Raw genomic sequence first — 24,840 nt, 5'->3', positions numbered from 1 at the left:
GGCATCCACATGACAAGAGCGGGGTCGCCCCGCGACCGGGCCCCGGCCGAGAGTGGGACCACGCTGCTACGAAGGAGTCCGCGTGATCGCCACGACCTGGTCCCCGCCCGCGCCCCGGGGCGCCGTCCCCGCGGGGGAGAACTCATGATCGACAAGACCGTCGGCTCGCCCGCCGTCGCCGTCGCCGACATCCCCGACGGAGCCTCGCTCGCCGTGGGCGGGTTCGGCCTGTCCGGAAACCCCATCGCCCTCATCGAGGCCCTGCTCGCGCAGGGGACGCGCGACCTCTCGGTCGTCTCCAACAACTGCGGCGTCGACGACTGGGGGCTGGGCGTCCTGCTCGGTGCCGGTCGCATCCGCAAGATGACCTCGTCCTACGTCGGCGAGAACAAGGAGTTCGAGCGGCAGTTCCTCTCCGGTGAGCTCGAGCTCGAGCTCACCCCCCAGGGCACCCTCGCCGAGAAGCTGCGCGCCGGCGGGTCGGGCATCGCCGCCTTCTACACCCAGACCGGCGTCGGCACCCAGGTCGCCGAGGGGGGTCTGCCGCGCCGCTACGACGGCTCCGGCGGGGTCGCCGTCGCGTCGCCGGCGAAGGACGTCCGCCGCTTCGAGGTGGACGGTGCGCCGCGGGACTTCGTCCTCGAAGAGGCCATCACCACCGACTTCTCGCTCGTGCACGCCTGGAAGGGCGATCGTCACGGCAATCTCGTCTTCCGCAAGGCCGCCCGCGCCTTCAACCCGCTCGCCGCCATGGCCGGACGCACCTGCATCGCCCAGGTCGAGCACCTCGTCGAACCCGGCGAGCTCGACCCCGACTCCGTGCACCTGCCCGGGGTCTACGTGCACCGCATCGTCGAGGTCGGCCCCGATGTCGCCAAGCGCATCGAGAAGCGCACCGTCCGTGAGGAGACCCGCTGATGGCCCTTTCCCGCATCGAGATGGCCGCCCGCGCCGCCCGTGAGCTCGCCGACGGCGCCTACGTCAACCTCGGCATCGGTCTGCCCACCCTCGTCCCCAACCACGTGCCCGAGGGCGTCACCGTCGTGCTGCAGTCCGAGAACGGCATCCTCGGCGTCGGCCCGTACCCCACGGACGACGCGGTGGACGCCGACCTCATCAACGCCGGCAAAGAGACCGTGACGACCCTGCCGGGCGCGGCGTTCTTCGATTCGGCGCTGAGCTTCGGCATGATCCGCGGCGGCAAGATCGACGCCGCCATCCTCGGGGCGATGCAGGTGTCGGCATCCGGAGATCTGGCGAACTGGATGATCCCCGGAAAAATGGTGAAGGGCCCCGGGGGCGCCATGGACCTGGTGCACGGCGCGGCCCGCGTGATCGTGCTGATGGAGCACGTCGCCAGGGACGGCTCGCCCAAGATCGTCGACGCGTGCTCGCTGCCGCTCACCGGCCGAGGCGTGGTCGATCGCATCATCACCGACCTCGCCGTCATCGACGTGACCGAAGATGGACTGGTGCTCGTCGAGACCGCCCCCGGGGTGAGCGTCGACGAGGTGCGGGCCGCCACCGAACCCGCCTTGACCGTCCGACTCGCTGAGGAGCAGCACGCATGAATGCACAGAACGACGTCGTCATCGTCGCCGCCGCCCGCACCCCCCAGGGCCGGCTCAAGGGGCAGCTGGCCCCCCTCAGCGCCGTGCAGTTGGGCGCCGCCGCCATCCGCGGATCCCTCGAGCGCGGCGGCATCCCCGCCGACGCCGTCGATGCCGTGCTCGTCGGGCAGGTGCTGCAGGCCGGAGCCGGACAGAACGCCGCCCGTCAGGCCGCGATCGAGGCCGGGATCGGCTGGGACGTGCACGCCGCGACCATCAACAAGGTCTGCCTCTCGGGCCTGACCGCGATCATCGACGCCGCCCGCATGCTGCGCCTCGGTGATGCCACGGTCGTCGTCGCGGCCGGCATGGAGTCCATGACCCGCGCCCCGCACCTGCTGATGAACTCCCGTGACGGCTACGCGTACGGCTCGGTCGAGGTGCTCGACCACATGGCGTACGACGGCCTGACCGACGCCTACGACCGCGAGAGCATGGGAGCCTCGACCGAGCGGGCCAACGCCCGGTACGAGGTGACGCGCCGGGATCAGGATGCCGTCGCCGCCCGCTCGCATCAGCGCGCCGCCGCCGCGCAGGCGGACGGGGTGTTCGACGCCGAGATCGTCCCGGTGTCGATCCCGCAGCGCAAGGGCGAGCCGATCGTCGTGACCGCCGACGAGGGCATCCGCGCCGACACGACGGTCGACACGCTCGCCGCGCTGCGTCCCGCCTTCGCCGAGGGCGGCTCGATCACCGCGGGCAACGCCTCGCAGATCTCCGACGGCGCGTCCGCGGTCGTCGTGACCACCCGCGCGACCGCCGACGAGCACGGCTGGGACGTGCTTGCCGTCGTCGGTGCGGCCGGTCAGGTCGCCGGCCCCGACAACTCGCTGCACGCGCAGCCGGCCCGCGCCATCGCGAAAGCGCTCGAGAAGCAGGGCCTGGCGGCATCCGATCTCGACCTCATCGAGATCAACGAGGCGTTCGGCGCGGTCGTCGCGCGCTCCCAGGCCGAACTGGGCGTCTCGGACGACGTCGTCAACCCGCACGGCGGGGGGATCGCGATCGGCCACCCCATCGGCGCCTCCGGCAACCGGCTCGTCGTCCACGCCGTGCACGAGCTCGTCCGCCGTGGCGGCGGTACGGCGGCGGTCGCCCTGTGCGGCGGCGGAGGTCAGGGCGACGCGCTCATCCTCACCCGCTGACCGCGCACCCCGAAACGACGAATGGATGCCACGGCCCGGCCGCGGCATCCATTCGTCGTTCGGAGGTCAGCGCGCGAGACGCTTCTTCAGCAGCTTGCCCTGCTTCTTCGAGATGGGGGAGTCGCCGGCGATCGTGCGCCCGCGCCGCGCGCGACGCGTGTCGACGACCGCGCCGATCGCGAGGGCGAGGGTGATGCCCCAGCTGAGCCACGCCAGCGCCGTGCGCCACGTGAACGGCTCGTCGTTCTTGAGGCCGCGCAGGAGCGTGACGCCACCGGTGATGGCGCTGAGGAGACCGGTTCCGAAGATGTACTGGCGCATGCACTCAACCTAGCGAGGTGGGCGCGTGCCCGCCGCAGCTTGACAGCGCGGCCCACCCCGCCGATAAACGCCGTTCGGGCCGAGACACGCGGTGACGCACAGTGTCTCGGCACGCACGGCGTTTATCGAGGGGTGGCCCTGCGCCGGACGTCCACCCCCCTGCGAGCGCGCGGCCCGCTGTTAGCCTGAGGACGATCCCCGAGGAGGACCTGTGACCCAGGCCGATTTCGTCGTCGTCGCCAATCGTCTGCCCGTCGACCGCACCCCCGACGGCGAGGGGTGGCGACGCTCACCCGGCGGACTCGTGACCGCCCTCGAACCCGTCATGCGCCGCGCCGAGGGCGCGTGGGTGGGGTGGGCGGGGCAGGCCGACACCACCGTGGAGCCCTTCGATTTCGAGGGCACGCACCTGGTGCCCGTGACCCTGTCGGCGTCCGACGTCGAGCTCTACTACGAGGGCTTCTCCAACGACACCATCTGGCCGCTGTACCACGACGTGATCGCCGCTCCCACGTACAAGCGCGCGTGGTGGGACGCCTACGTCAAGGTCAACAGGCGCTTCGCCCAGGCCGCCGCCGACGCCGCGGCCGAGGGCGGCATCGTCTGGGTGCAGGACTACCAGCTGCAGCTCGTGCCCAAACTGCTGCGCGAGCTGCGCCCCGACCTGACGATCGGCTACTTCCACCACATCCCCTTCCCCGCGTACGGTCTGTACGCCCAGCTGCCCTGGCGCAAGCAGGTGCTCGAGGGGCTGCTGGGGGCGGACGTCATCGGATTCCAGCGCGTCGCCGACGCCGGCAACTTCGCCCGCGCGGTGCGGCGCCAGCTGCGCTACGAGACCAAGGCCAGCGGCATCCTGGTGCCCGAGGGCGAGACCACGCGCGTGGCCCTGGCCAAGGCGTTCCCCATCTCGATCGACGCGGACTCCTACATCGAGCTGGCGAACAGGCCCGAGATCCAGCAGCGCGCGAGAGAGATCCGCGAGGGACTCGGCAACCCGAGCAAGATCCTGCTCGGCGTCGACCGCCTCGACTACACCAAGGGCATCCGGCACCGGCTGAAGGCCTGGGGCGAACTGCTCGAGGACGGGCGCGCCACCGTCGAGGACGCCACGCTCGTGCAGGTCGCCAGCCCCAGCCGCGAGCGCGTCGAGGCCTACATGCAGCTGCGCGACGAGATCGAGATGACGGTGGGGCGCATCAACGGCGACCACGACACCACCACGCACACCGCGATCCGCTACCTGCACCAGTCGTATCCCCGCGAAGAGATGGTCGCGCTGTTCCTCGCCGCCGACATCATGCTGGTCTCGGCGCTGCGCGACGGCATGAACCTCGTGGCCAAGGAGTACGTCGCCAGCCGGGTCGACAACCGCGGCGTCCTGCTGCTCAGCGAGTTCGCCGGTGCCGCCGACGAGATGGGCAGCGCGCTGCTGATCAACCCGCACGACATCGACGGCATGAAGGATGCCATCGTCCGCGCCCTCGAGATGCCCGCCGCCGAGCAGGGCCGTCGCATGCGGGCGCTGCGAAAGCGGGTGCGCGACCACGACGTCGAGGACTGGTCGCAGGACTTCCTCGAGGCGCTGTCGGTGTTCCACGAGAAGGCGTCGACCGCCGCCGCGGCGGCCGAGGTCACGCACGACGACGACGGTTCGACGCCCGAGCGCGAGCCCATCGACGAGACGGATGCCGAATGACCGCCTTCGGGACCGCACCGGCGCGCACGGCCCCGCCCGTCCGCGACGACGTGACGAGCGCCGGATGACCGCCGCTGATGCCGCGATCGAGGCCGTCGCGACCACCGAACGGCTGCTGGTCGCCCTGGACTTCGACGGCACCCTCTCGCCGCTCGTCGATGAACCGATGACGGCGCGGATGACGCCGGGCGCCCGTGCCGTGCTCGCCGAGCTCGCCGCGCTCCCGCGCACGACGGTCGCCCTGGTGTCGGGGCGCACGCTCGCCGACCTGCGGGTGATCGCCGAGCACGACGACGACTCGCCCTGGTGGCTGATGGCCTCGCACGGCGCCGAGTCGTGGGAGCCCGGCGCGGTCGTGGCCGCGGGAGCGGACGACGACGCGGATCTCGCCCTGCGCGACCGCCTCACCCGCGAGGTGGCCGCGGCGATCGCCGCGCTGCCCGGGGTCCACGTCGAACCGAAGCAATTCGGCCTCGGCGTGCACACCCGCACCGCCGATGCCGACACGGCCGCGACCGCCCGCGAGATCGCCGACCGCGTGCTCGCCGCCGACGCCCCGCAGTGGCGCCGGCGCACGGGTCACGACATCCTCGAGTTCTCCTTCCGCCACGAGGGCAAGGACTCCGCCGTCGCGCATCTTCGCGCCCGCCTCGACGCGACCGCGGTGCTGTTCGCGGGCGACGACGTCACCGACGAGGACGCGCTGAGATCCCTGGATGCCGGTGACCTCGGCATCCACGTCGGAACCGCGGACACCGCGGCCACGCTGTGCGTCGACGACATCGACGCGTTCGTCGATGTGCTGGAGCGGGTGGCGCGGCTGCGCCGCGCGCACACGCCGTGATCGTCTGTTCGGGCCCGGCGGCGCGTCGGGCGCCGGTACGCGCGCAATAGACTGCGATCATGCCCGCACCGCACAACCCGAACACCGGCGAGTTCGACATCAAGCCCCGCAGTCGCGTCGTCACCGACGGCATCGAAGCCACCACGTCGCGCGGAATGCTCCGCGCGGTCGGCATGGGCGACGAGGACTGGGACAAGCCCCAGATCGGCATCGCGTCGAGCTGGAACGAGATCACCCCCTGCAACCTCAGCCTCGACCGCCTCGCGCAGGGCGCGAAAGAGGGCGTGCACTCCGGCGGCGGGTACCCGCTGCAGTTCGGCACCATCTCCGTCTCGGACGGCATCTCGATGGGCCACGAGGGCATGCACTTCTCGCTCGTGTCGCGCGAGGTCATCGCCGACAGCGTCGAGACCGTCATGATGGCCGAACGCCTCGACGGCTCGGTGCTGCTCGCGGGCTGCGACAAGTCCATCCCGGGCATGCTCATGGCATCCGCCCGTCTCGACCTCTCGAGCGTCTTCCTGTACGCCGGGTCGATCGCGCCGGGCTGGGTCAAGCTCAGCGACGGCACCGAGAAGGACGTCACCATCATCGACTCGTTCGAGGCCGTGGGCGCGTGCCTCGCGGGCAAGATGAGCGAAGAAGACCTCAAGCGCATCGAGTGCGCCATCGCCCCCGGAGAGGGCGCGTGCGGCGGGATGTACACCGCGAACACGATGGCGTCGGTGGCCGAGGCACTCGGCCTCAGCCTTCCGGGATCGGCCGCCCCGCCCTCGGCCGACCGTCGCCGCGACTACTTCGCCCACCGTTCGGGCGAGGCCGTGGTGAACCTGCTGCGTCAGGGCATCACGACGCGCGACATCCTCACCAAAGAGGCGTTCGAGAACGCCATCGCCCTCGCCATGGCACTCGGCGGCTCGACCAACGTCGTGCTGCACCTGCTCGCCATCGCCAACGAGGCCGAGGTCGAGCTGAATCTGCACGACTTCAACCGCATCGGCGACCGCACCCCGCACGTCGCCGACATGAAGCCCTTCGGCCAGTACGTCATGAACGACGTCGACCGGCACGGCGGCATCCCGGTGATCATGAAGGCGATGCTCGACGAGGGCCTCCTGCACGGCGACGCGCTCACGGTCACGGGCAAGACGCTCGCCGAGAACCTCGCCGACCTCGCCCCCGACCCGGTCGACGGCACGGTCATCCACCGCTTCGACGACCCGATCCACGCCACCGGCGGCATCACGATCCTGCACGGGTCGATGGCCCCCGAGGGCGCCGTGGTCAAGTCCGCCGGCTTCGACGGCAACGTCTTCGAGGGCCCCGCGCGCGTATTCGAGCGCGAGCGCGGCGCGATGGACGCCCTGGAGGCGGGCGAGATCGCCGCCGGCGACGTCGTCGTCATCCGCTACGAAGGCCCCAAGGGCGGCCCCGGCATGCGCGAGATGCTCGCCATCACGGCGGCCATCAAGGGCGCGGGCCTCGGAAAAGATGTACTACTGTTGACGGACGGACGATTCTCAGGCGGCACAACCGGCCTGTGCATCGGCCACATAGCTCCCGAAGCGGTGGACGCAGGTCCCATCGCCTTCGTGCGCGATGGTGATCTGATACGGGTCGATATCGCCGCTCGCACTCTCGACTTGATCGTCGATGACGCCGAGCTGAGTTCCCGCCGTGAGGGCTGGGAACCGCTTCCCCCGCGCTATACCCGTGGCGTTCTGGCCAAGTATTCCCAGCTCGTACACTCCGCTGCCGAAGGCGCGGTCACGGGCTGACCGCCATCCCCTTCTCACCTTCTCCCGGTTCTCGAGGTACTCCCATGTCCATCGATTCCCCCACCGCGGCCGTGCCCCGGCCGCCCGCCCGCACCGCCCCGGCGCCCGTGATGACGGGCGCGCAGGCGGTCGTCCGCTCGCTCGACCTGCTCGGCGTCACCGACGTGTTCGGTCTGCCGGGCGGGGCGATCATGCCCGTCTACGACCCGCTGATGGACGACGAGCACGTGCGCCACATCCTCGTGCGCCACGAGCAGGGCGCTGGCCACGCCGCCGAGGGCTACGCGGCGGCATCCGGCAAGGTCGGCGTCGCGATTGCCACGTCGGGTCCCGGCGCGACCAACCTCGTCACCGCGATCGCCGACGCCTACATGGACTCGGTGCCGCTGGTCTGCATCACCGGCCAGGTGTTCTCGACCCTCATGGGCACGGACGCCTTCCAAGAGGCCGACATCGTGGGCATCACCATGCCGATCACCAAGCACTCGTTCCTGGTCAAGTCGGCGGACGAGATCCCCGGCGCGATCGCCTCGGCCTTCGAGATCGCCTCGACCGGTCGCCCCGGCCCCGTGCTCGTCGACATCACCAAGGACGCCCAGCAGGCCGAAGCCCCCTTCGTCTGGCCGCCCAAGATCGACCTGCCCGGTTACCGTCCGGTCACCAAGGCGCACGGCAAGCAGATCCAGGCCGCCGCGCACCTGCTCGCCACCGCCAAGAAGCCCGTGCTGTACGTGGGCGGCGGAACGATCCGCGCGAACGCCTCGGCCGAGCTGAAGGTGCTCGCCGAGGCCACGGGTGCGCCGCTGGTGACCACGCTCATGGCGCGCGGTGCGTTCCCCGACTCGCACGAGCAGCACCTCGGCATGCCCGGCATGCACGGCACCGTCCCCGCTGTGCTCGCCCTGCAGGAGAGCGACCTGATCGTGTCGCTCGGCGCGCGCTTCGACGACCGTGTCACCGGCAAGGCCGCGCTCTTCGCGCCGCACGCGCAGGTGGTGCACGTCGACATCGACCCCGCCGAGATCTCGAAGATCCGCACTGCGGACGTCCCGATCGTGGGCGACCTCAAAGAGGTCCTCGTCGACCTGGACGCCGCTTTCCGCGCCGCCGACGCCGAGCACCCCCACGACTACACCGAGTGGTGGACCTACCTGAACGGCCTCCGCGAGGAGTTCCCCCTCGGGTACACCCCGACGTCCGATGGTCTGCTCTCGCCCCAGTACGTCATCCAGCGCATCGGCGAGATGACGGGGCCCGAGGGCGTGTACGCCTCGGGCGTCGGCCAGCACCAGATGTGGGCCGCGCAGTTCATCAAGTACGAGCGCCCGAACGCCTGGCTCAACTCGGGCGGCGCCGGCACCATGGGCTACGCGGTCCCCGCGGCGATGGGGGCCAAGGTCGCCCAGCCCGAGCGCGCCGTGTGGGCGATCGACGGCGACGGCTGCTTCCAGATGACCAATCAAGAACTCGCGACCTGCGTCATCAACGACATCCCGATCAAGGTCGCGATCATCAACAACTCCTCGCTCGGCATGGTGCGCCAGTGGCAGACGCTGTTCTTCGAGGGACGCCACTCGAACACCGACCTGAACACGGGACACGGCACGCGCCGCATCCCCGACTTCGTCAAGCTCGCCGAGGCCTACGGATGCCTCGCGATCCGGGTCGAGAACGAAGACGAGATCGACGCGGCGATCCAGCTCGCCCTTGACACCAACGACCGGCCGGTCGTGATCGACTTCGTCGTGAGCGCTGACGCCATGGTGTGGCCGATGGTGCCGCAGGGCGTCAGCAACAGCTACGTGCAATATGCGCGCGACCACTCGCCCGCCTTCAACGAGCAGGAGGACTGAGATGTCGCGCCACGTTCTGAGCCTCCTCGTCGAGGACAAGCCGGGTCTGCTCACGCGCGTCGCGGGCCTGTTCGCCCGGCGCGGCTTCAACATCGAATCCCTCGCCGTGGGCGTCACCGAGGTGCCGGGTCTGTCGCGCATCACGGTGGTCGTCGACGTCGAAGGCCTGCCGCTCGAGCAGGTGACCAAGCAGCTGAACAAGCTGATTAACGTCATCAAGATCGTCGAACTCGACCCCGCCAGCTCCGTGCAGCGCGAGCACGTGCTCGTCAAGGTGCGCGCCGACAACGCCAGCCGCTCCCACGTGCTCGAGGTCGTCAACCTCTTCCGCGCGTCGGTGGTGGATTACGCCCCCGACGCCATGGTCATCGAGATCACCGGCGACTCCGGAAAGGTCGGTGCCTTCCTCAAGGCGATCGAGCCCTTCGGGGTGAAAGAGCTCGCGCAGTCCGGCCTGCTCGCGGTGGGCCGCGGCGGCAAGAGCATTACCGAGCGCGTCCTGCGCGGCTGAACGTTCCGTGCGGTTCGAGTGTCCAAGACACGCCGCACGGATCCCTCGCCTCAGGGCGTGTCTTGGACACTCAACTTCCCGATAGACCACTCACAAGGAGAAAGCATTCCCATGGCAGAGATCTTCTACGACGACGACGCCGACATCTCGATCATCCAGGGCAAGAAGGTCGCGATCGTCGGCTACGGCTCGCAGGGCCACGCCCACGCGCAGAACCTCCGCGACTCGGGCGTCGAGGTCGTCATCGCCCTCAAGGACGGCTCCAAGTCGACCGCAAAGGCGCAGGAGGACGGCTTCGAGGTCAAGAACGTGGCCGACGCCGCCGAGTGGGCCGACCTCATCATGATCCTCGCGCCCGACCAGCACCAGCGGTCGATCTTCGCCGACTCGATCAAGGACAAGCTCACCGCCGGCAAGACCCTGGCCTTCGCCCACGGCTTCAACATCCGCTTCGGCTACATCGACGCCCCCGAGGGCGTGGACGTCATCCTCGTCGCTCCCAAGGCTCCCGGTCACACCGTCCGTCGCGAGTACGTCGCCGGCCGTGGCATCCCGGACATCATCGCCGTCGAGCGCGACGCCTCGGGCTCGGCCTGGGACACCGCCCTGTCGTACGCCAAGGCCATCGGCGGCACCCGCGCCGGCGTCATCAAGACGACCTTCACCGAAGAGACCGAGACCGACCTCTTCGGCGAGCAGGCCGTGCTCTGCGGTGGCATGAGCCACCTCGTCCAGGCGGGCTTCGAGACCCTGACCGAGGCCGGCTACCAGCCGCAGATCGCCTACTTCGAGGTGCTGCACGAGCTCAAGCTCATCGTCGACCTGATGTGGGAGGGCGGCATCGCCAAGCAGCGCTGGTCGATCTCGGACACCGCCGAGTACGGCGACTACGTCTCGGGTCCCCGCGTCATCTCGCCCGACGTCAAGGAGAACATGAAGGCCGTGCTCGCCGACATCCAGTCGGGTGCCTTCGCCGAGCGCTTCATCGCCGACCAGGACAACGGCGCCACGGAGTTCCTCGAGCTCCGCGAGAAGGAGCAGGGTCACCCCATCGAGGCGACCGGTCGCGAGCTGCGCGGTCTGTTCGCGTGGAAGCAGCAGGACGCCGACTACGTCGAGGGTTCCGCCGCACGCTGACCCGCGTCGATCGAACGCCCCGTGGCTCCGGCCGCGGGGCGTTCGTCGTCTGCGCGGGTCGTCGGGTTCCGGATGCCAGAGCCCCCACGTGCGGCGGGGCGCAGCCGCCGGCCGGGGGAGCGGCGCTACCGTGGTCGGGTGAGCACTCCGCGCGATGACGACGCCCTCTCGTGGGGCGGCGACGACGACCCCACCCTCGACGTCGGCGAGAACGGGGCGACCCGCCGGGTGGGCGGGTCGCCCGCCGAGCGCGACCCGGAGCCGCTCCCGCCGGAGCCGGAGCCCGAGCCGTTGCAGCCCGAGCCGTCCGCTCCCGCGGCGCCGGCCACGCGGCATCCCGAACCGGAGACCCCGGCCCGGAACGACCGGCCCGAAGCGGATGCCGAGCACGCGGCGCCCCTCGGCAACGTCGGACTGGTCGGGATCGGTATGGTGGCCGCGACCTTCGTGCTCTTCGCCGTCGGGTGGTTGATCGCCGGCTTGCAGCTGCGGGGTCTCGGTCTGCCGATCCCGGACGTGACCCTGGTCGCCCTGACGATCGCCGCGGCACTCGCACCCATCGTCTGGTTCGTGGCCGTGCTCGCCCTGACCCGCGCGTGGCGCACCTGGCAGCGGTTCCTGCTGCTGATCCTCGGGATCGTGCTGCTCGTGCCCTGGCCGTTCCTGTCGTTGGGAGTGTTCGCATGAGCGCAGACGCGCAGACTGGTTCCGCGCGGCGGCTGCCCACCTGGCTGGTCGTGACGATCGCGGGCGTGTTCGGGTTGTTCTACGCCTACGTCGTGTGGAGCGCCGTCGCCCTGCTCATCCAGCAGGTGAACGGCCCGCTCGGGCTCAACGGCCTGGGGTGGTTCGTCTACATCCTGCCGATCGTGTTCCCTCTGCTCGCGTTCGGCGTCGCCTTCGCGATCGGCGCACGCCGGACGGCCGGGCAGTTCTCGATCGTGCTGCTCGCGGGGCTCACGCTCTCCGCGGCGTTCTGGCTCGCGATCGTCGGCTACGGCACGACGTCGTACGGCCTCTACGGGGGCTGATCGCCCGGTCTCCGGCATCCCGTTCGCCCCGTCTCTCGCGCCCCCTGCCCTCCTGCGCCCCCTTCTGGCTGCGAGACTGCACCCGGCTGACAACTCGGCGACATCGTGTCACCGAGATGTCACACGGATGCCGTTTCACCGGCGTCCCGGGCGCACGGAGCGCCCGACGGGGCCGCTGCACGGGCGATGGCCGCCGGGTGTCACACGGTCCGGGGCCGTGCCGACGCCGCGCTAGGCTGACTCTCGGCCCGCACGGGTCGCGCGCCCGGTTCGCGCCGGTGATGTGCGACGGTGCGCGGCGGACCCCCAGCACCGTTTCGAAGGACGCATCCGTGACGAAGCCCGTCGTGCTCATCGCCGAAGAACTCTCTCCCGCCACGATCGACGCGCTCGGCCCCGACTTCGACGTGCGGAACGTCGACGGGACCGATCGCCCGGCGCTGCTGTCGGCCCTCGCCGACGCGCACGCCGTCCTCGTGCGCTCGGCCACCCAGATCGACGCCGAGGCCCTCGCCGCGGCGCCGTCGCTCAAGGTGGTCGCCCGCGCCGGCGTCGGCCTCGACAACGTCGACATCAAGTCGGCCACCGCGGCCGGCGTGATGGTCGTCAACGCGCCGACCTCCAACATCATCTCGGCAGCCGAGCTGACCGTCGGTCACGTGCTGAGTCTCGCGCGCCGCATCCCCGCCGCGCACGCCTCGCTCGCGCAGGGGCTGTGGAAGCGCAGCTCGTTCACCGGCACCGAGCTGTTCGAGAAGACCATCGGCATCATCGGCCTGGGTCGCATCGGCGCCCTCATCGCCGCGCGCCTGCAGGGTTTCGACATGCGCGTCATCGCCTACGACCCCTACGTCACCGCCGCGCGCGCCCAGCAGCTGGGCGTGCAGCTCGTCTCGCTCGACGAACTGCTCGACCAGAGCGACTTCGTCACGATCCACATGCCCAAGACCCCCGAGACCACCGGCATGATCGGCGCCGAGCAGCTGCGCCGCATGAAGAAGACCGCGTACGTCATCAACGTCGCCCGCGGCGGGCTCATCGACGAAGAGGCGCTGTTCGACGCGCTCACCTCGGGCGAGATCGCCGGTGCGGGCCTCGACGTGTTCTCGACCGAGCCCCCCGCCGAGAGTGGTCCGGCTCGCAAGCTGCTCGACCTGCCGAACGTCGTCGTCACGCCGCACCTGGGCGCCAGCACCGAAGAGGCGCAAGAGAAGGCGGGCGTCTCGGTCGCGCGCAGCGTCAAGCTCGCGCTCGAGGGCGACCTGGTCCCGGATGCCGTGAACGTCGCGGGCGGTGCGATCGACCCCTTCGTGCGCCCGGGCATCGCTCTCGTCGAGATGCTCGGCCAGTTCTTCAGCGGCCTCGCCGACAGCGCCCTGACGAGCCTCGACATCGAGGTGCGCGGCGAGCTCGCCCAGTACGACGTGAGCGTGTACCGCCTCGCGGCGCTCAAGGGCTATTTCAGCCGCATCGTCAGCGAAAGCGTGTCGTACGTCAACGCGCCCCTGTTCGCCGAGCAGCGCGGCGTCGAGGCCCGCCTGGTCGTCGAGGCCGAGAGCCCGCTCTACCGCAACATCACGATCCTGCGCGGCACCCTGGCCGACGGGTCCACCCTCGAGGTCGCCGGCACGCTCGCGGGAACGCGCATGGTGCCCAAGGTCGTCTCGATCAACGGCTACGACATCGAGGTGCCGATCGAGCAGCACCACGTCGTCATGCGCTACGCCGACCGCCCCGGCATCGTGGCGATCTACGGCCAGAAGCTCGGCGACGCGGGTATCAACATCGCGGGTCTGCAGGTCGCGGCTCAGGACGCCACGGGGCGTGCGCTGTCGGTGCTCACCGTCGACTCGCCGGTGCCGGACGAGATCCTCGACGCGATGCGCGAGTCCGTCGGCGCCGACCTCTTCCGGCAGATCGAGATCGTCGAGGGCTGAGGCCCGCACGGTGTGAGGGGGGTCGCTTCGGCGGCCCCCCTCGTCGTCGGGGTGCGGAGGCGCAAGCCGGCGCGACGGTTCCCCTCACCTCGGAGCGGGCGGGTCGTGAGAAGAGACCGGCGAGAAGGTGAAGATCGGGGCCCGCGATCGGGGTCGGAGGGTGTGTCGTCGAGCATGGAGGGATGACCCCGGTCGCCATCGCCCTGATGCTGCTCGGGGGCATGTTCTGCGCCGTGGGGGTCCTGGACGTCTTGGCCGCCGAGTGGTTCGGATGGCTCGAGATCGTCGGAGGGCTGCTCCTTCTGGTCGGGGGGATCCAGATCCGCCGCCGGCCGTGAGTCCCGCGGTCGGCGTCAGGTCGTCGCCGCGACGACGGCGTCGATCAAGCGATCGAGCGCGGGGCCGTCCAGCGCGGGGCCGGGTACGGCGTTCAGATCGAGCACCGCGTTGAAGTAGAGGCCGTCGCTGACGAGCAGCACCATCTGCAGCGCCGTCTCGTCGCGCGTGTGGGCGCGCAGGCTTTCTTCCCACAGCTCGCGCACGCGGCGCAGACACGTGGATGCCGCGTCGTTGCCGTTCTGCGCGAGGCGCGACACCGCCAGGATCGTCACATCCAGGGGTGAGCCGGTGTTCTGCGACGACCGCAGGTGCGCGGCGACGACGCCCTCGTCGGCGCTCTCGATCTCGGCGACGTCCTCGCGGGCGAGCTTCTCGAGCCGCTGGACGAGCGCCTCTTCAAGGGCGCTCTTCGACGCGAAGTGGTAGAGCAGCCCGCCCTTGGACACCCCGGCCGCGCGAGCGGTGGCATCCATCGTCGCCGCACGCTCTCCGTCGTCGACGAGGATGCGCGTGAACGCGTCGAGCACGGCTTCGCGGGCAAGGGGGGGACGACTCATGACTCTTCGATCGTACTGGCGGCCGGGTGGTGGAATCTGTTACTATACCGGCTGGACGGTTTAGAAACGGAAACGGTACATGCTCACCTCGTCGTTACCCACCTCGGATATCACCGTGACCCGCGCCGGATGGCGCGGCTGGTTCGCGCTCGCGGTGCTTATGCTGCCGGTGCTCCTGGTCTCGGTCGACAACACGGTGCTGAGCTTCGCCCTGCCCGAGATCGCCCTTTCACTGCAGCCCACGAGCATCGAGCAGCTGTGGATCATCGACGTGTACCCCTTGGTGCTGGCGGGCCTTCTCGTGACCATGGGAACGCTTGGCGACCGCTTCGGTCGCCGGCGCCTGCTGCTTATCGGTGCGACCGGCTTCGCCGCCGTGTCGGCGCTGTCGGCGTTCGCGCCCACCGCAGCCCTGCTGATCACCGGGCGCGCGCTCATGGGCGTCTTCGGTGCCATGCTCATGCCCTCGACGCTGTCGCTGCTGCGCAGCATCTTCCGTGACCGCGACCAGCGACGGTTCGCGATCGCGATCTGGGCGTCGGGTTTCTCGGCGGGCGCCGCACTGGGTCCCATCGTCGGCGGATTCCTGCTCGAGCACTTCTCGTGGGGCTCGGTCTTCCTCATGGCGGTCCCCGTGCTGGTTCCGCTGCTGATCCTCGCGCCGTTCTTCGTGCCCGAGAGTCGCGACCCGAACCCGGGGCGCTTCGACCCCGTTAGCGTGCTGCTGTCGCTGGCGACGATGGTGCCGATCGTCTACGGCATCAAGAAGCTCGCCGTCGACGGCCCGCTCTCCCTCGCACCCGCCCTGTTCGTCGTCGGCGTCGTGTTCGGCTGGTTGTTCGTGCGCCGTCAGCGCAGGCTCGCGACGCCCATGCTCGACATGACCCTGTTCCAGCGGGGCACGTTCTCGGGGGCGATCTTGGTCAACCTGCTCAGCGTGGTCGGGCTCGTGGGCTTCCTGTACTTCGTCGCGCAGCACCTGCAGCTCGTCGTCGGCCTCTCGCCGATGGTCGCGGGTTTCGCCCTGCTGCCCGGGCTCGTCCTGATGATCGTCTCGGGACTCGCCGTCGTACCCGTCGCCAAGCGGTTCGCACCGCGCGTCGTGGTGCCCATCGCGCTGTCGTTCTCGGTCGTGGCGTACGTCATGGTCGCGTTCTCGACCGCCGACCTCGTGCAACTGATCGTCGCCTTCGGTCTGCTCGGCATCGGTATCGGCGCCGCCGAGACGGTGTCCAACGAGCTCATCCTCTCGAGCGCCCCGTCGGCGAAGGCGGGAGCCGCGAGCGCGGTGTCCGAGACCGCGTACGAGGTGGGAGCCGTCCTCGGCACGGCCGTGCTCGGCGGCATCCTCGCGGCCTTCTACCGCGCCCAGCTGGTGCTGCCCGCGGGTCTTCCGGATGCCGCGGCCCAGGCCGCCCGCGAGACGCTCGCCGGTGCCGTGGCGGTGTCGAACACGCTCGACGATCCCGCCCTCGGAGAGGCGCTGCGCCTGGCCGCCGCGCACGCGTTCGACTCCGGTGTCGTGGTCACCGCGCTCATCGGCGCGGGACTGATCGTCGTGGCCGGGGTGATCGCTGCCACTACCCTGGGATCATCCCGCGGCGCGTCGACGAAGTGACGTGCCCCGAGCTCTGAGGAGAGCGATGTCGCGCGTCGTGAAACTGGCCGTCATCCCCGGTGACGGCATCGGGCCCGAAGTCGTCGCCGAGGCGGTGAAGGTGCTCGACGCCGTCACCGCCGACACCGACGTGACGTTCGAGAAGACGCCCTTCTCGCTCGGTGCGGGACGATACCTCGAGACCGGCGACACGCTCACCGACGCCGATCTCGCCGCCATCGCCGAGCACGACGCGATCCTGCTCGGCGCGGTCGGGGGAGTGCCGGGCGACCTGCGCCTCGCGGACGCCAACATCGAACGCGGCCTCCTGCTGAGACTCCGCTTCGAGCTCGACCACTACGTCAACCTGCGTCCGTCGAAGCTCTACCCCGGCGCCACGGGGCCGCTCGCCGACCCCGGCGAGATCGACTTCGTCGTCGTCCGCGAAGGCACCGAGGGACCCTACGTCGGCAACGGCGGGTCGATCCGCCGTGGCACCGCGCACGAGGTCGCGAACGAGACCTCGGTCAACACCGCCTACGGCGTCGAGCGCGTCGTCCGCTACGCCTTCGCCCTCGCCGGGCGCCGGCGGCAGAAGCTGACCCTGGTGCACAAGACGAACGTGCTCGTGCACGCCGGCGGGATGTACAAGCGGATCGTGGATGCCGTGGCATCCGAGTTCCCCGAGGTCGCCGTAGACTACCTGCACGTCGACGCGGCAACCATCTTCCTGGTCACGAACCCGGGCCGCTTCGACGTGATCGTCACCGACAACCTCTTCGGCGACATCCTCACCGACCTGGCCGGCGCCGTCACCGGTGGCATCGGCCTCGCCGCTTCGGGCAACATCAACCCCGACGGCGCGTTCCCGTCGATGTTCGAGCCCGTGCACGGATCTGCGCCCGACATCGCGGGAAGCCAGAAGGCCGACCCCACGGCCGCGATCCTCTCCGTCGCCCTGCTGCTCGACCATCTCGGGCTCTCGGACGAATCCGCCCGCGTCACCCGCGCGGTCGAGGACGACATCGCGGAGCGCGACGGCCAGCGCACCACGGCGCAGATCGGCGACGCCATCGCCGCACGCGTCCAGGCGTAACCTGGACCGATCGGCTCGCTTCGCCCCCGGCACACGAACAGTTTTGGATCACAGATGACCACGATCGACACCGACCCCGACACCGGACTCGACCCGCTCGAGTTCTCGGTCACCCGCAACCTCGCGGCCAAGAACGCCGCGGACCGCGACGCCATCCTCGCCAGCCCCGGCTTCGGGCAGAACTTCACCGACCACATGGTCGACATCTGCTGGTCGGTCCGGGGCGGGTGGCACCGTCCGCGCGTCTCGCCCTACGGCCCGATCTCGCTCGACCCCGCTGCCGCCGTCCTGCACTACGGGCAGGAGATCTTCGAGGGCATCAAGGCCTATCGCCACGCCGACGGATCGGTGCACACGTTCCGCCCCGACCAGAACGGGCGCCGCCTGCAGCGCTCCGCACGCCGACTGGCTCTGCCCGAGCTGCCGGTGCCGTACTTCCTGCAGTCGCTCAAGGAACTCATCGCCGTCGACGGCGCGTGGGTGCCCTCGGGCGACGACCAGAGCCTGTACCTGCGTCCCTTCATGTTCGCGAAAGAGGCGTTCCTCGGCGTCCGCCCCGCGCACAAGGTCGCCTACTACCTCATCGCCAGCCCCGCGGGCGCCTACTTCAAGGGCGGCGTGCAGCCGGTCTCGATCTGGCTCAGCGAGGACTACTCGCGCGCCGGCAAGGGCGGCACGGGAGCGGCGAAGACCGGCGGCAACTACGCCGCCAGCCTGCTGCCCCAGTCCGAGGCCTACGAGAACGAGTGCGACCAGGTCGTCTTCCTCGACCAGGACCGCAACGTCGAAGAACTCGGTGGAATGAACGTCGTCTTCGTCTACAAGGACGGCACGATCGTCACCCCGCAGTCCGACTCGATCCTCGAGGGCATCACGCGCGACTCGCTGCTGCAGCTCGCCCGCGACCGCGGCCACCACGTCGAGGGGCGCAACGTCTCGCTCGACGAGTGGCGCCGGGGCGTGGCATCCGGAGACATCGTCGAGGTGTTCGCGTGCGGCACCGCGGCCGTCGTCACCCCGATCGGCACGCTGAAGGGCCGTGACTTCATCGACGAGCAGCCGAGCGGCACCCTTGCCCTCGAGCTGCGTCAGGAACTCACCGACATCCAGTACGGCCGGGCCGACGACAAGCACGGCTGGCTCTACCGACTCGACGCCTGAAGTGCGGTGTGTCGCGAAGGGGCTCCCCGATGCCGGGGGCCCCTTCGTGCTGTGCGCGGCGACGACGCTCGTCCTCGCCCCGACCCCGGCGACCCGGCCCCGTGGTGGGCGGGGAGGGCGCAAGGTCGGACCCCGCGGCTAGGCTGACGGGGTGAAGATCGCTCGATTCAGCCACCAGGATGCCCTCCGCTACGGAATCGTCGACGACGACCACCTCGTCGTGCTCGAGGGCGATCCGATGTTCGCCGGGTTCGGCACGACGGGCGACCGCGTCCCGCTCGCCGACGTGACGTTGCTGGCTCCCGTCATCCCGCGCTCCAAGGTCGTGTGCATCGGCAAGAATTACCGCGACCACGCTGCCGAGATGGGCGGTGAGGCGCCCGCCGAGCCGCTGATGTTCCTCAAACCGAACACCTCGGTGATCGGACCGAACGACGTCATCGTGCGCCCCACGAGCCTGAGCCAGCAGACCGACTACGAGGGGGAGCTCGCCGTCGTCATCGGGCGCATCGCCAAGAACGTCCCCGCCGAGCGCGCGGGCGAGTACATCTTCGGCTACACCGTCGCCAACGACGTCACCGCGCGTGATCTGCAGCGCACCGACGGGCAGTGGTCGCGCGCGAAGGGCTTCGACACCTTCTGTCCCGTCGGCCCCGTCATCGAGACCGACCTCGACCTCGGCGCGGCCCGCATCGTGACCCGGGTCAACGGCGACGTCCGGCAGGACGGCCCGGTCTCGGACATGGTGCACGACATCCCCGCGCTGATCGCCTACGCCAGCGCGGTCTTCACGCTGCTGCCGGGCGACCTCATCCTCACCGGCACCCCCGCGGGGATCGGTTCGTTCGGGGCGGGCGACGTCGTCGAGGTCGAGATCGACGGCATCGGGGTGCTGCGCAACACCGCTCGCGACGCCTGAACCCTCGCCCCGGCGGGCGTCGACCTCGTGGCCACGCAGCGCGGCCCCGTCCGGGTGCCCGCACAACGGCGGGGCGAGCGCGCGCACAACGGCGGTGCGTAGGCGCGCACAACGGCGGGTCAAGCGTGCGACACGCCGCGTGACGGCCGGCGCGCGCGGCGTGTCGCCGGTACGGCCCGCCGTTGTGCACCGTGCGTCGCCCACGTCCGGCGACGCGGCGAACGACCTAGATCGCGTAGACCAGGCCGTCGAACGCTGACAGGTCGCCGCCCCCGCGCACGCCCAGCGCATGCAGAGCCCTGTCCACGTCGAGTTCGTCGTTGAAGACGTGGAAGGCCACGCGCGCCCGCCCGGCGCGACCCGACGCCGTGATCCCGTGGGCGGTGAGCTGGGCGAGGGCTTCGCCCGTGGCATCCGGCCAGGTGACGATCGCGGAGGGGCGCTCGGGACGGGGCAGGCCCAGACCGTCGCGGAAGCGGGCCGCCAGGGCGGTGGTGTGCGCATAGGAGGCGGTGATGTCGGCCTCGGCGAAGAGGGCGAGGGCGGGGGCGGCGCCCACGAACGCCTGCCACGCGGGCGAGACGTCGAAGCGGCGGGCATCGGCGGCGAGCGCTCCACCCGTTCCGTAGCAGGACGACCACGGGTCGTCTCCGCTGTACCACCCGGCCTGCACGGGGCGGATGCCGCGTGCGAAGGCGGGCGAGAACGTGAGGAACGACACCCCGCGCGGGCAGCACAACCACTTGTAGGCGTGGCACACGGTCGCGTCGAACATCGTGGCATCCACCGGCAGCCATCCCGCGGCCTGGGTCAGATCGACCAGGGTGCGCGCTCCGGCACGCGCGGCCGCGGCTGAGATGCGCACCGCGTCGGCGACCTGGCCCGTGGCCGATTGCACGAGCGAGAAGGCGACCAGCCAGGTGTCGGGCGAGACGGCGTCGGCCAGCTCGTCGAGCGGGGCGGTGCGCAGGCGGATGCCGCGACCGGCGTGCGCGAACGGAGCCACGAGGGACGAGAAGTCGCTTTCGGCGCACAGCACTTCGGCGTTGTCGGGCACCGAGGCGGCGATGAGCGCGACCTGGACGGACGTCTGCGCGCCGATGGCCACGTCGTCGACCGGCACGCTGACGAGACGCGCGTAGGACGCACGTGCGTCTTCGACGGCCTGCGAGGCGGCGACGACATCGGGACGACCGGATGCCGCGGCCTCCAGATCTGCGCGGACCGCGCGCACCGTCGCGCGGGACGGCAGACCGAGGGTGCAGGCGGCGAGGTAGTCGCGGCCGCCGGCGAAGTGCGAGGCGAGGCTGCTCATGAGTCCAGGTTCCCGGGCCGCCGTCCATTGCACTAGAGCAGGTATTGCATGAGATGCATGCGCTTTGCTTATGTATAGCCATGAGCGATACCGAGGACGGCCTGGACGCCCACGCCCTGCGCGTCGTCAAGGCGATCGCCGACACCGGCTCGATCACGGGCGCTGCGCGGGCGCTCGGCTACAGTCAGCCCGCCGTCAGTCAACAGCTGCGGCGGCTCGAACGTCGCGCCGGCCTGCCGATCGTCGAGCGCGTCGGACGGGGCGTGCGGTTGACCGAGGCGGGCCGCGTCCTCGCGCGTCACGCCGCCACCGTCACCACGGCGCTCGACGCCGCCGCGGGAGACCTCGCCGAGCTGCGGGGGCTGCGCGCCGGGCGCGTGCGCATCGCCGCGTTCCCCTCGGCCTCATCCACCGTCGTCCCGCGGGTCATCGCCGCCGTGACCGCGCGCCGACCGGGTGTCTCGATCAGCTTCGTCGAGGCCGAACCGCCCGAGGCGATCGCCGCCGTCCGCGAGGACCGCGCCGACATCGCCCTCATCTACAGCTACCCCGGGGACCGCCGCGAACAGCTGACGCAGGCGGCCGCCGGGCTCTCGGTGCGCCACCTCGCCGACGACGACACGGTCGTCGTGGTCCCGGCGGAGCACCCCGCGGCATCCCACGATCCCATCGACCTGTCGCAGCTGGCGGGGGAGCGATGGATCGCCGGGTGCCCGCAGTGCCGGGGTCACCTGCTCGAGGCGTGCGGGCGCGCCGGCTTCACCCCCGACATCGCGTTCGAGACCGACAACTACATCGCGGTCGAGAACCTCGTCGCCCTGGGCGTCGGCATGGCGATCCTGCCGCGGATGGCGGTGGCATCCCTTCCGCTCCCCGCGGGGATCGCGGCGCCGCGCCTGCCCCCCGCCGAATCGCGGACGCTGCACGTGGTCACCGCCCGCGGAGCCAAGAGCGTTCCGGCCGTCGGGGCGGCTCTCGAGGTCGTCGACGAGGTGCTGGCCGACCCTCGGCGCGGCGGCGTCCGCCGGTAGGATCGAGGGGATGTCTGCCACGCCCGATCCCCGCACCACGACCGCCACCGGCGCCGACGTTCGCGTCCGGTTCTGCCCGTCCCCGACGGGCCTGCCGCACGTCGGCCTGATCCGCACCGTCCTGTTCAACTGGGCCTACGCCCGGCACAACGGCGGAAAGCTCGTCTTCCGCATCGAAGACACCGACGCCGCCCGTGACAGCGAAGAGAGCTACCAGCAGCTGCTCGACGCGCTGCGGTGGATGAACATCGACTGGGACGAGGGCGTCGAGGTCGGCGGCCCCCACGCGCCGTACCGGCAGTCGCAGCGTCATGAGCTCTACCGCGAGGTGCTCGACAAGCTCGTCGCCGCCGGGGCGGTGTACGAGAGCTACTCCACCGCCGACGAGATCGACGCCCGCAACGAGGCGAACGGGCGCGCGAAGCAGCTCGGATACGACAACTTCGACCGTGACCTCACCGACGAGCAGAAGGCCGCGTTCCGCGCCGAGGGGCGTCAGCCCGCGTGGCGTCTGCGCGTCCCCGACCACGACCTCACCTACGTCGACCTCATCCGCGGCGAGGTCACCTTCCCGGCGGGATCCTTCCCCGATTTCGTGCTCGTGCGCGCCGGGGGAGTGCCGTTGTACCCGTTCGTGAATCCCGTGGACGACGCGCTGATGGGCATCACCCACGTCATCCGGGGTGAAGACCTCATGCCGTCGACGGCGCGCCAGCTCGCGCTGTACTCGGCTCTCGTGGATGCCGGGATCACGACGTTCGTCCCGCGCTTCGGTCACATGCCGCTGGTGCTGGGCGAGACCGGCAACAAGAAGCTGTCCAAGCGCGACCCGCAGGCCGACCTGTTCCTGCAGCGCGAGAAGGGCTTCATCCACGAGGGGCTGCTCAACTACCTCTCGCTGCTGGGCTGGTCGCTCACGAGTGATCGCGACGTCTTCTCGCTGGACGAGATGATCGCCGCGTTCGACATCGCGGACGTCAACCCCAACCCGGCGCGTTTCGACCAGAAGAAGGCCGAGGCGATCAACGGCGACCACATCCGCATGCTGGATGCCGACGACTTCGCCGCCCGGATCGTCCCCTACCTCGCGGGTGCCGGCCTGATCGCCGAGCAGCCGTCGGACGAGCACCGCGCGATCATCGCGCAGGCCGCGCCCCTCGTGCAGGAGCGCGTGCAGCTGCTGGGCGAGGTGCCCGGGATGCTCGGCTTCTTGTTCGTCTCGGACGTGACCTACGCCGACGACGCACTGAAGGGCCTGCCCGCCAACGCCGCCGAGGTGCTCACGGCATCCATCCGCGCCCTCGAGGGCGTCGACGACTTCCGCACCGAGGTCGTGCAGCAGGCGCTGTCGACGGCGCTGGTCGACGAACTCGGCCTCAAGCCCCGCGTCGCCTACGGCCCGCCGCGCGTGGCGCTGACCGGTCGCCGGGTGTCGCCGCCGTTGTTCGAGTCGATGGAACTGCTCGGCAAGGCCGAGACGCTCCGCCGCCTCGACGCTCTGGTGCAGCACCTGTCCTGATGCGCGCACGGAACGCAGCGATCCCCGTCTCTCCGTCTGGAGGGGCGGGGATCGCCGCGTTAGGGGGAGGGCGGCCGGGGGTGGAAGGCGGGGCGCGAAAGTCGGAGGAGGCCGCAACTCGGAGATGCCGCGTGGAAAGGCCGGGAACCGTCCGATGGTCCGAGATCGGTGCGCGCGAGCGGCGCCCCGGACGCGCCCGGGACGCGCGGACCCGGCCGCCGGTTTGGCGCTCGGCGCGCTCTCGCGTAAGCTTGATCCTCGGCACGGGTTACGGCTCGAAGCCATTGGGGTATGGTGTAATTGGCAACACGGCGGTTTCTGGTTCCGTTGTTCTTGGTTCGAGTCCAGGTACCCCAGCTTTCGAAAAGTCCCGGTGATCGCAAAGATCGCCGGGACTTTCGCTTTCCCGCCCGGGATGCCGATCTCCGCGGTGAGTGGCGGGCCCGGCGACGACGAAGCGCGCGCACAAAGGAGGCATGGGACTCTTCACGCAGCGACCCGAGGAACCGAGCGAATGGGCGGGTCTGCCCGGCGAACCCGCCAGGCCGCTGTCCCGCGCGGAGGAACTCCCGGATGACGCGGCCACGGGAGCGTCACCCGTCAGCCTGCTCGGACTCGTGGACGCCCCGATCACCTCCGTGCAGATCCCCGTCGTGCCGACCGCGCCGGCCCCGGACGAGGACTGAGGAGACGAACGCCCTCAGCGCACGGTCATCAGGACGGGCGGTCGCCCCCTCCTCGTGCGCACCCGATGGCGGTCGGGGCCTGTCGCATCCGTCTCGACGACGGGAAATGGCGGTGGCCGATTCGCCCTCGCCCTCTCATTGGAGCTGACGACGAGGTTGCGGTGCACGTCGTGGGCTCTGCGATCGGTGCCGGCGCGCGACGGCGGTGCGCCGGGGTGGACATGGGGGGCCGCGGTACGATCCGAGTCCGAACGGCATCCGCCCACGTCTTGAGAGAAGGTCCTCATGAAGCGCACTCCTCTGCTCCCCGTGGTCGTGGCCGTCGCGGCGGCGATCGTCCTGGCCGGGTGCGCTCCCGAGACGCCGTCGGCGCCGACGAGCGACGGACCCTCGGCGTCCGCGCCGAGCCCCTCGGAGTCGCCGATCGAGGGGGCTCTTCCGCCGACGTTCGTCGCCCCGGACGAACTCGCGGGCACCGACGTGAAAGTCATCCTCGGCACCGCTCTCGTACTGACGGTGCCCGATGCCAGCGAGGCCGAGTGGACGGGGACGACCGCCGACGTCGCGATCGCGGAGTTCTCGCCCGGCGGGCCGTCCGAGGGGGCGGTGTATCGTCCCGGCTTCATCGTCCGCGAGGTCGGCAGCACGTCTGCGACCCTGACCGGCGCAGACGGTCGGACGATCGCGTTCACCATCACCGTCGTCCCGTACTGAACCGCGACCGGGCCAGCGCACCCGCGGGGCGGGGATGCCG

General features: G+C 70.5%; 24 protein-coding genes and 1 tRNA gene. 22 read left to right on the top strand and 3 right to left on the bottom strand.

Annotated features, from left to right (window positions below; genetic code table 11):
• The first annotated feature begins 144 nt into the window (after nucleotides 1-144).
• The 3 genes from ACIPVB_RS13785 to ACIPVB_RS13775 are packed head-to-tail and all read left to right on the top strand — an operon-like array spanning nucleotide 145 to nucleotide 2,755.
• Nucleotides 145-918, top strand: a complete 774-nt coding sequence (locus ACIPVB_RS13785; RefSeq protein WP_400369618.1) for a CoA transferase subunit A — start codon at nucleotides 145-147, stop codon at nucleotides 916-918.
• The gene (locus ACIPVB_RS13780) at nucleotides 918-1,571 is read left to right on the top strand and encodes a CoA transferase subunit B (RefSeq protein WP_400369616.1); all 654 of its coding nucleotides are present in this window, start codon (nucleotides 918-920) and stop codon (nucleotides 1,569-1,571) included. Before ACIPVB_RS13785 ends, ACIPVB_RS13780 begins: the two co-directional genes overlap by 1 nt.
• Entirely contained in the window at nucleotides 1,568-2,755 is a 1,188-nt protein-coding gene (locus ACIPVB_RS13775) for an acetyl-CoA C-acetyltransferase (protein WP_400369614.1), read from the top strand. The genes ACIPVB_RS13780 and ACIPVB_RS13775 overlap by 4 nt, the downstream gene beginning before the upstream one ends.
• A 66-nt stretch (nucleotides 2,756-2,821) precedes the next feature.
• Here the strand turns inward: ACIPVB_RS13775 and ACIPVB_RS13770 are convergent, their stop codons facing one another.
• Complete coding sequence (locus ACIPVB_RS13770; RefSeq protein WP_295784461.1) at nucleotides 2,822-3,076, bottom strand: hypothetical protein; 255 nt, start codon at nucleotides 3,074-3,076, stop codon at nucleotides 2,822-2,824.
• Between the two features lie 211 nt (nucleotides 3,077-3,287).
• Between ACIPVB_RS13770 and otsA the strand changes: the two genes are divergently transcribed.
• The 10 genes from otsA (at nucleotide 3,288) to ACIPVB_RS13720 (ending at nucleotide 14,204) form a co-directional block, all read left to right on the top strand.
• Nucleotides 3,288-4,775: an alpha,alpha-trehalose-phosphate synthase (UDP-forming) gene (gene otsA / locus ACIPVB_RS13765; protein WP_400369613.1), complete on the top strand. Its 1,488-nt coding sequence runs from the start codon at nucleotides 3,288-3,290 to the stop codon at nucleotides 4,773-4,775.
• 64 nt (nucleotides 4,776-4,839) lie between these two features.
• Nucleotides 4,840-5,619: a trehalose-phosphatase gene (gene otsB, locus ACIPVB_RS13760; protein ID WP_400369612.1), complete on the top strand. Its 780-nt coding sequence runs from the start codon at nucleotides 4,840-4,842 to the stop codon at nucleotides 5,617-5,619.
• 59 nt (nucleotides 5,620-5,678) lie between these two features.
• The gene (gene ilvD / locus ACIPVB_RS13755; protein ID WP_400369611.1) at nucleotides 5,679-7,397 is read left to right on the top strand and encodes a dihydroxy-acid dehydratase; all 1,719 of its coding nucleotides are present in this window, start codon (nucleotides 5,679-5,681) and stop codon (nucleotides 7,395-7,397) included.
• 44 nt (nucleotides 7,398-7,441) lie between these two features.
• Nucleotides 7,442-9,250 carry an acetolactate synthase large subunit gene (locus ACIPVB_RS13750; RefSeq protein WP_400369610.1) on the top strand — a complete coding sequence of 603 codons (1,809 nt, stop codon included), beginning with the start codon at nucleotides 7,442-7,444 and terminating at the stop codon, nucleotides 9,248-9,250.
• A 1-nt stretch (nucleotide 9,251) separates the two neighbouring features.
• Nucleotides 9,252-9,761, top strand: a complete 510-nt coding sequence (gene ilvN, locus ACIPVB_RS13745) for an acetolactate synthase small subunit (protein WP_400369609.1) — start codon at nucleotides 9,252-9,254, stop codon at nucleotides 9,759-9,761.
• Nucleotides 9,762-9,872: 111 nt separating this feature from the next.
• The gene (gene ilvC, locus ACIPVB_RS13740) at nucleotides 9,873-10,898 is read left to right on the top strand and encodes a ketol-acid reductoisomerase (RefSeq protein ID WP_400369608.1); all 1,026 of its coding nucleotides are present in this window, start codon (nucleotides 9,873-9,875) and stop codon (nucleotides 10,896-10,898) included.
• A gap of 138 nt (nucleotides 10,899-11,036) precedes the next feature.
• Entirely contained in the window at nucleotides 11,037-11,585 is a 549-nt protein-coding gene (locus tag ACIPVB_RS13735) for a DNA polymerase III subunit gamma/tau (protein WP_400369607.1), read from the top strand.
• Nucleotides 11,582-11,929: a bacitracin resistance protein gene (locus ACIPVB_RS13730; RefSeq protein WP_400369606.1), complete on the top strand. Its 348-nt coding sequence runs from the start codon at nucleotides 11,582-11,584 to the stop codon at nucleotides 11,927-11,929. Before ACIPVB_RS13735 ends, ACIPVB_RS13730 begins: the two co-directional genes overlap by 4 nt.
• Before the next feature lie 332 nt (nucleotides 11,930-12,261).
• A complete protein-coding gene (serA, locus tag ACIPVB_RS13725) occupies nucleotides 12,262-13,866 on the top strand; it encodes a phosphoglycerate dehydrogenase (protein WP_400369605.1) in 1,605 nt (534 codons plus the stop codon).
• A 182-nt stretch (nucleotides 13,867-14,048) separates the two neighbouring features.
• A complete protein-coding gene (locus ACIPVB_RS13720) occupies nucleotides 14,049-14,204 on the top strand; it encodes a hypothetical protein (protein ID WP_400369603.1) in 156 nt (51 codons plus the stop codon).
• A 15-nt stretch (nucleotides 14,205-14,219) separates the two neighbouring features.
• On the opposite strand, the gene ACIPVB_RS13715 is transcribed toward ACIPVB_RS13720, so the two are convergent.
• Entirely contained in the window at nucleotides 14,220-14,762 is a 543-nt protein-coding gene (locus ACIPVB_RS13715; RefSeq protein WP_400369602.1) for a TetR/AcrR family transcriptional regulator, read from the bottom strand.
• Between the two features lie 79 nt (nucleotides 14,763-14,841).
• On the opposite strand from ACIPVB_RS13715, the gene ACIPVB_RS13710 reads away from it, so the two are divergent.
• The 4 genes from ACIPVB_RS13710 (at nucleotide 14,842) to ACIPVB_RS13695 (ending at nucleotide 19,535) form a co-directional block, all read left to right on the top strand.
• Nucleotides 14,842-16,380: an MFS transporter gene (locus ACIPVB_RS13710; protein WP_400369601.1), complete on the top strand. Its 1,539-nt coding sequence runs from the start codon at nucleotides 14,842-14,844 to the stop codon at nucleotides 16,378-16,380.
• 25 nt (nucleotides 16,381-16,405) lie between these two features.
• The gene (locus ACIPVB_RS13705) at nucleotides 16,406-17,455 is read left to right on the top strand and encodes a 3-isopropylmalate dehydrogenase (protein WP_400369600.1); all 1,050 of its coding nucleotides are present in this window, start codon (nucleotides 16,406-16,408) and stop codon (nucleotides 17,453-17,455) included.
• A gap of 54 nt (nucleotides 17,456-17,509) precedes the next feature.
• Nucleotides 17,510-18,616: a branched-chain amino acid aminotransferase gene (locus tag ACIPVB_RS13700; RefSeq protein ID WP_400369599.1), complete on the top strand. Its 1,107-nt coding sequence runs from the start codon at nucleotides 17,510-17,512 to the stop codon at nucleotides 18,614-18,616.
• Between the two features lie 151 nt (nucleotides 18,617-18,767).
• Nucleotides 18,768-19,535 (top strand): fumarylacetoacetate hydrolase family protein, encoded by a 768-nt coding sequence (locus tag ACIPVB_RS13695; protein ID WP_400369597.1) that lies wholly within the window; start codon nucleotides 18,768-18,770, stop codon nucleotides 19,533-19,535.
• A gap of 226 nt (nucleotides 19,536-19,761) precedes the next feature.
• Here the strand turns inward: ACIPVB_RS13695 and ACIPVB_RS13690 are convergent, their stop codons facing one another.
• Nucleotides 19,762-20,850, bottom strand: a complete 1,089-nt coding sequence (locus ACIPVB_RS13690) for an aminotransferase class V-fold PLP-dependent enzyme (RefSeq protein WP_400369595.1) — start codon at nucleotides 20,848-20,850, stop codon at nucleotides 19,762-19,764.
• 80 nt (nucleotides 20,851-20,930) lie between these two features.
• Here ACIPVB_RS13690 and ACIPVB_RS13685 point away from each other — a divergent pair, with 80 nt between their 5' ends.
• The 5 genes from ACIPVB_RS13685 to ACIPVB_RS13665 all read left to right on the top strand — a co-directional run bounded on the left by ACIPVB_RS13685 (nucleotide 20,931) and on the right by ACIPVB_RS13665 (nucleotide 24,800).
• Entirely contained in the window at nucleotides 20,931-21,881 is a 951-nt protein-coding gene (locus tag ACIPVB_RS13685) for a LysR family transcriptional regulator (protein WP_400369594.1), read from the top strand.
• 10 nt (nucleotides 21,882-21,891) lie between these two features.
• Nucleotides 21,892-23,400 carry a glutamate--tRNA ligase gene (gene gltX, locus ACIPVB_RS13680; protein ID WP_400369593.1) on the top strand — a complete coding sequence of 503 codons (1,509 nt, stop codon included), beginning with the start codon at nucleotides 21,892-21,894 and terminating at the stop codon, nucleotides 23,398-23,400.
• A gap of 285 nt (nucleotides 23,401-23,685) precedes the next feature.
• Nucleotides 23,686-23,757 (top strand) — tRNA-Gln (locus tag ACIPVB_RS13675).
• Between the two features lie 119 nt (nucleotides 23,758-23,876).
• Nucleotides 23,877-24,086 (top strand): hypothetical protein, encoded by a 210-nt coding sequence (locus tag ACIPVB_RS13670; RefSeq protein ID WP_400369592.1) that lies wholly within the window; start codon nucleotides 23,877-23,879, stop codon nucleotides 24,084-24,086.
• A 285-nt stretch (nucleotides 24,087-24,371) separates the two neighbouring features.
• Complete coding sequence (locus ACIPVB_RS13665) at nucleotides 24,372-24,800, top strand: hypothetical protein (RefSeq protein ID WP_400369590.1); 429 nt, start codon at nucleotides 24,372-24,374, stop codon at nucleotides 24,798-24,800.
• Nucleotides 24,801-24,840: the final 40 nt, after the last annotated feature.

It is taken from the genome of Microbacterium sp. NPDC090007 (genome assembly GCF_044748345.1).
GTDB lineage: Bacteria > Actinomycetota > Actinomycetes > Actinomycetales > Microbacteriaceae > Microbacterium.
Note: the sequence above shows the minus strand (reverse complement) of the source record. Positions and strands in the feature narration are given on the sequence as shown.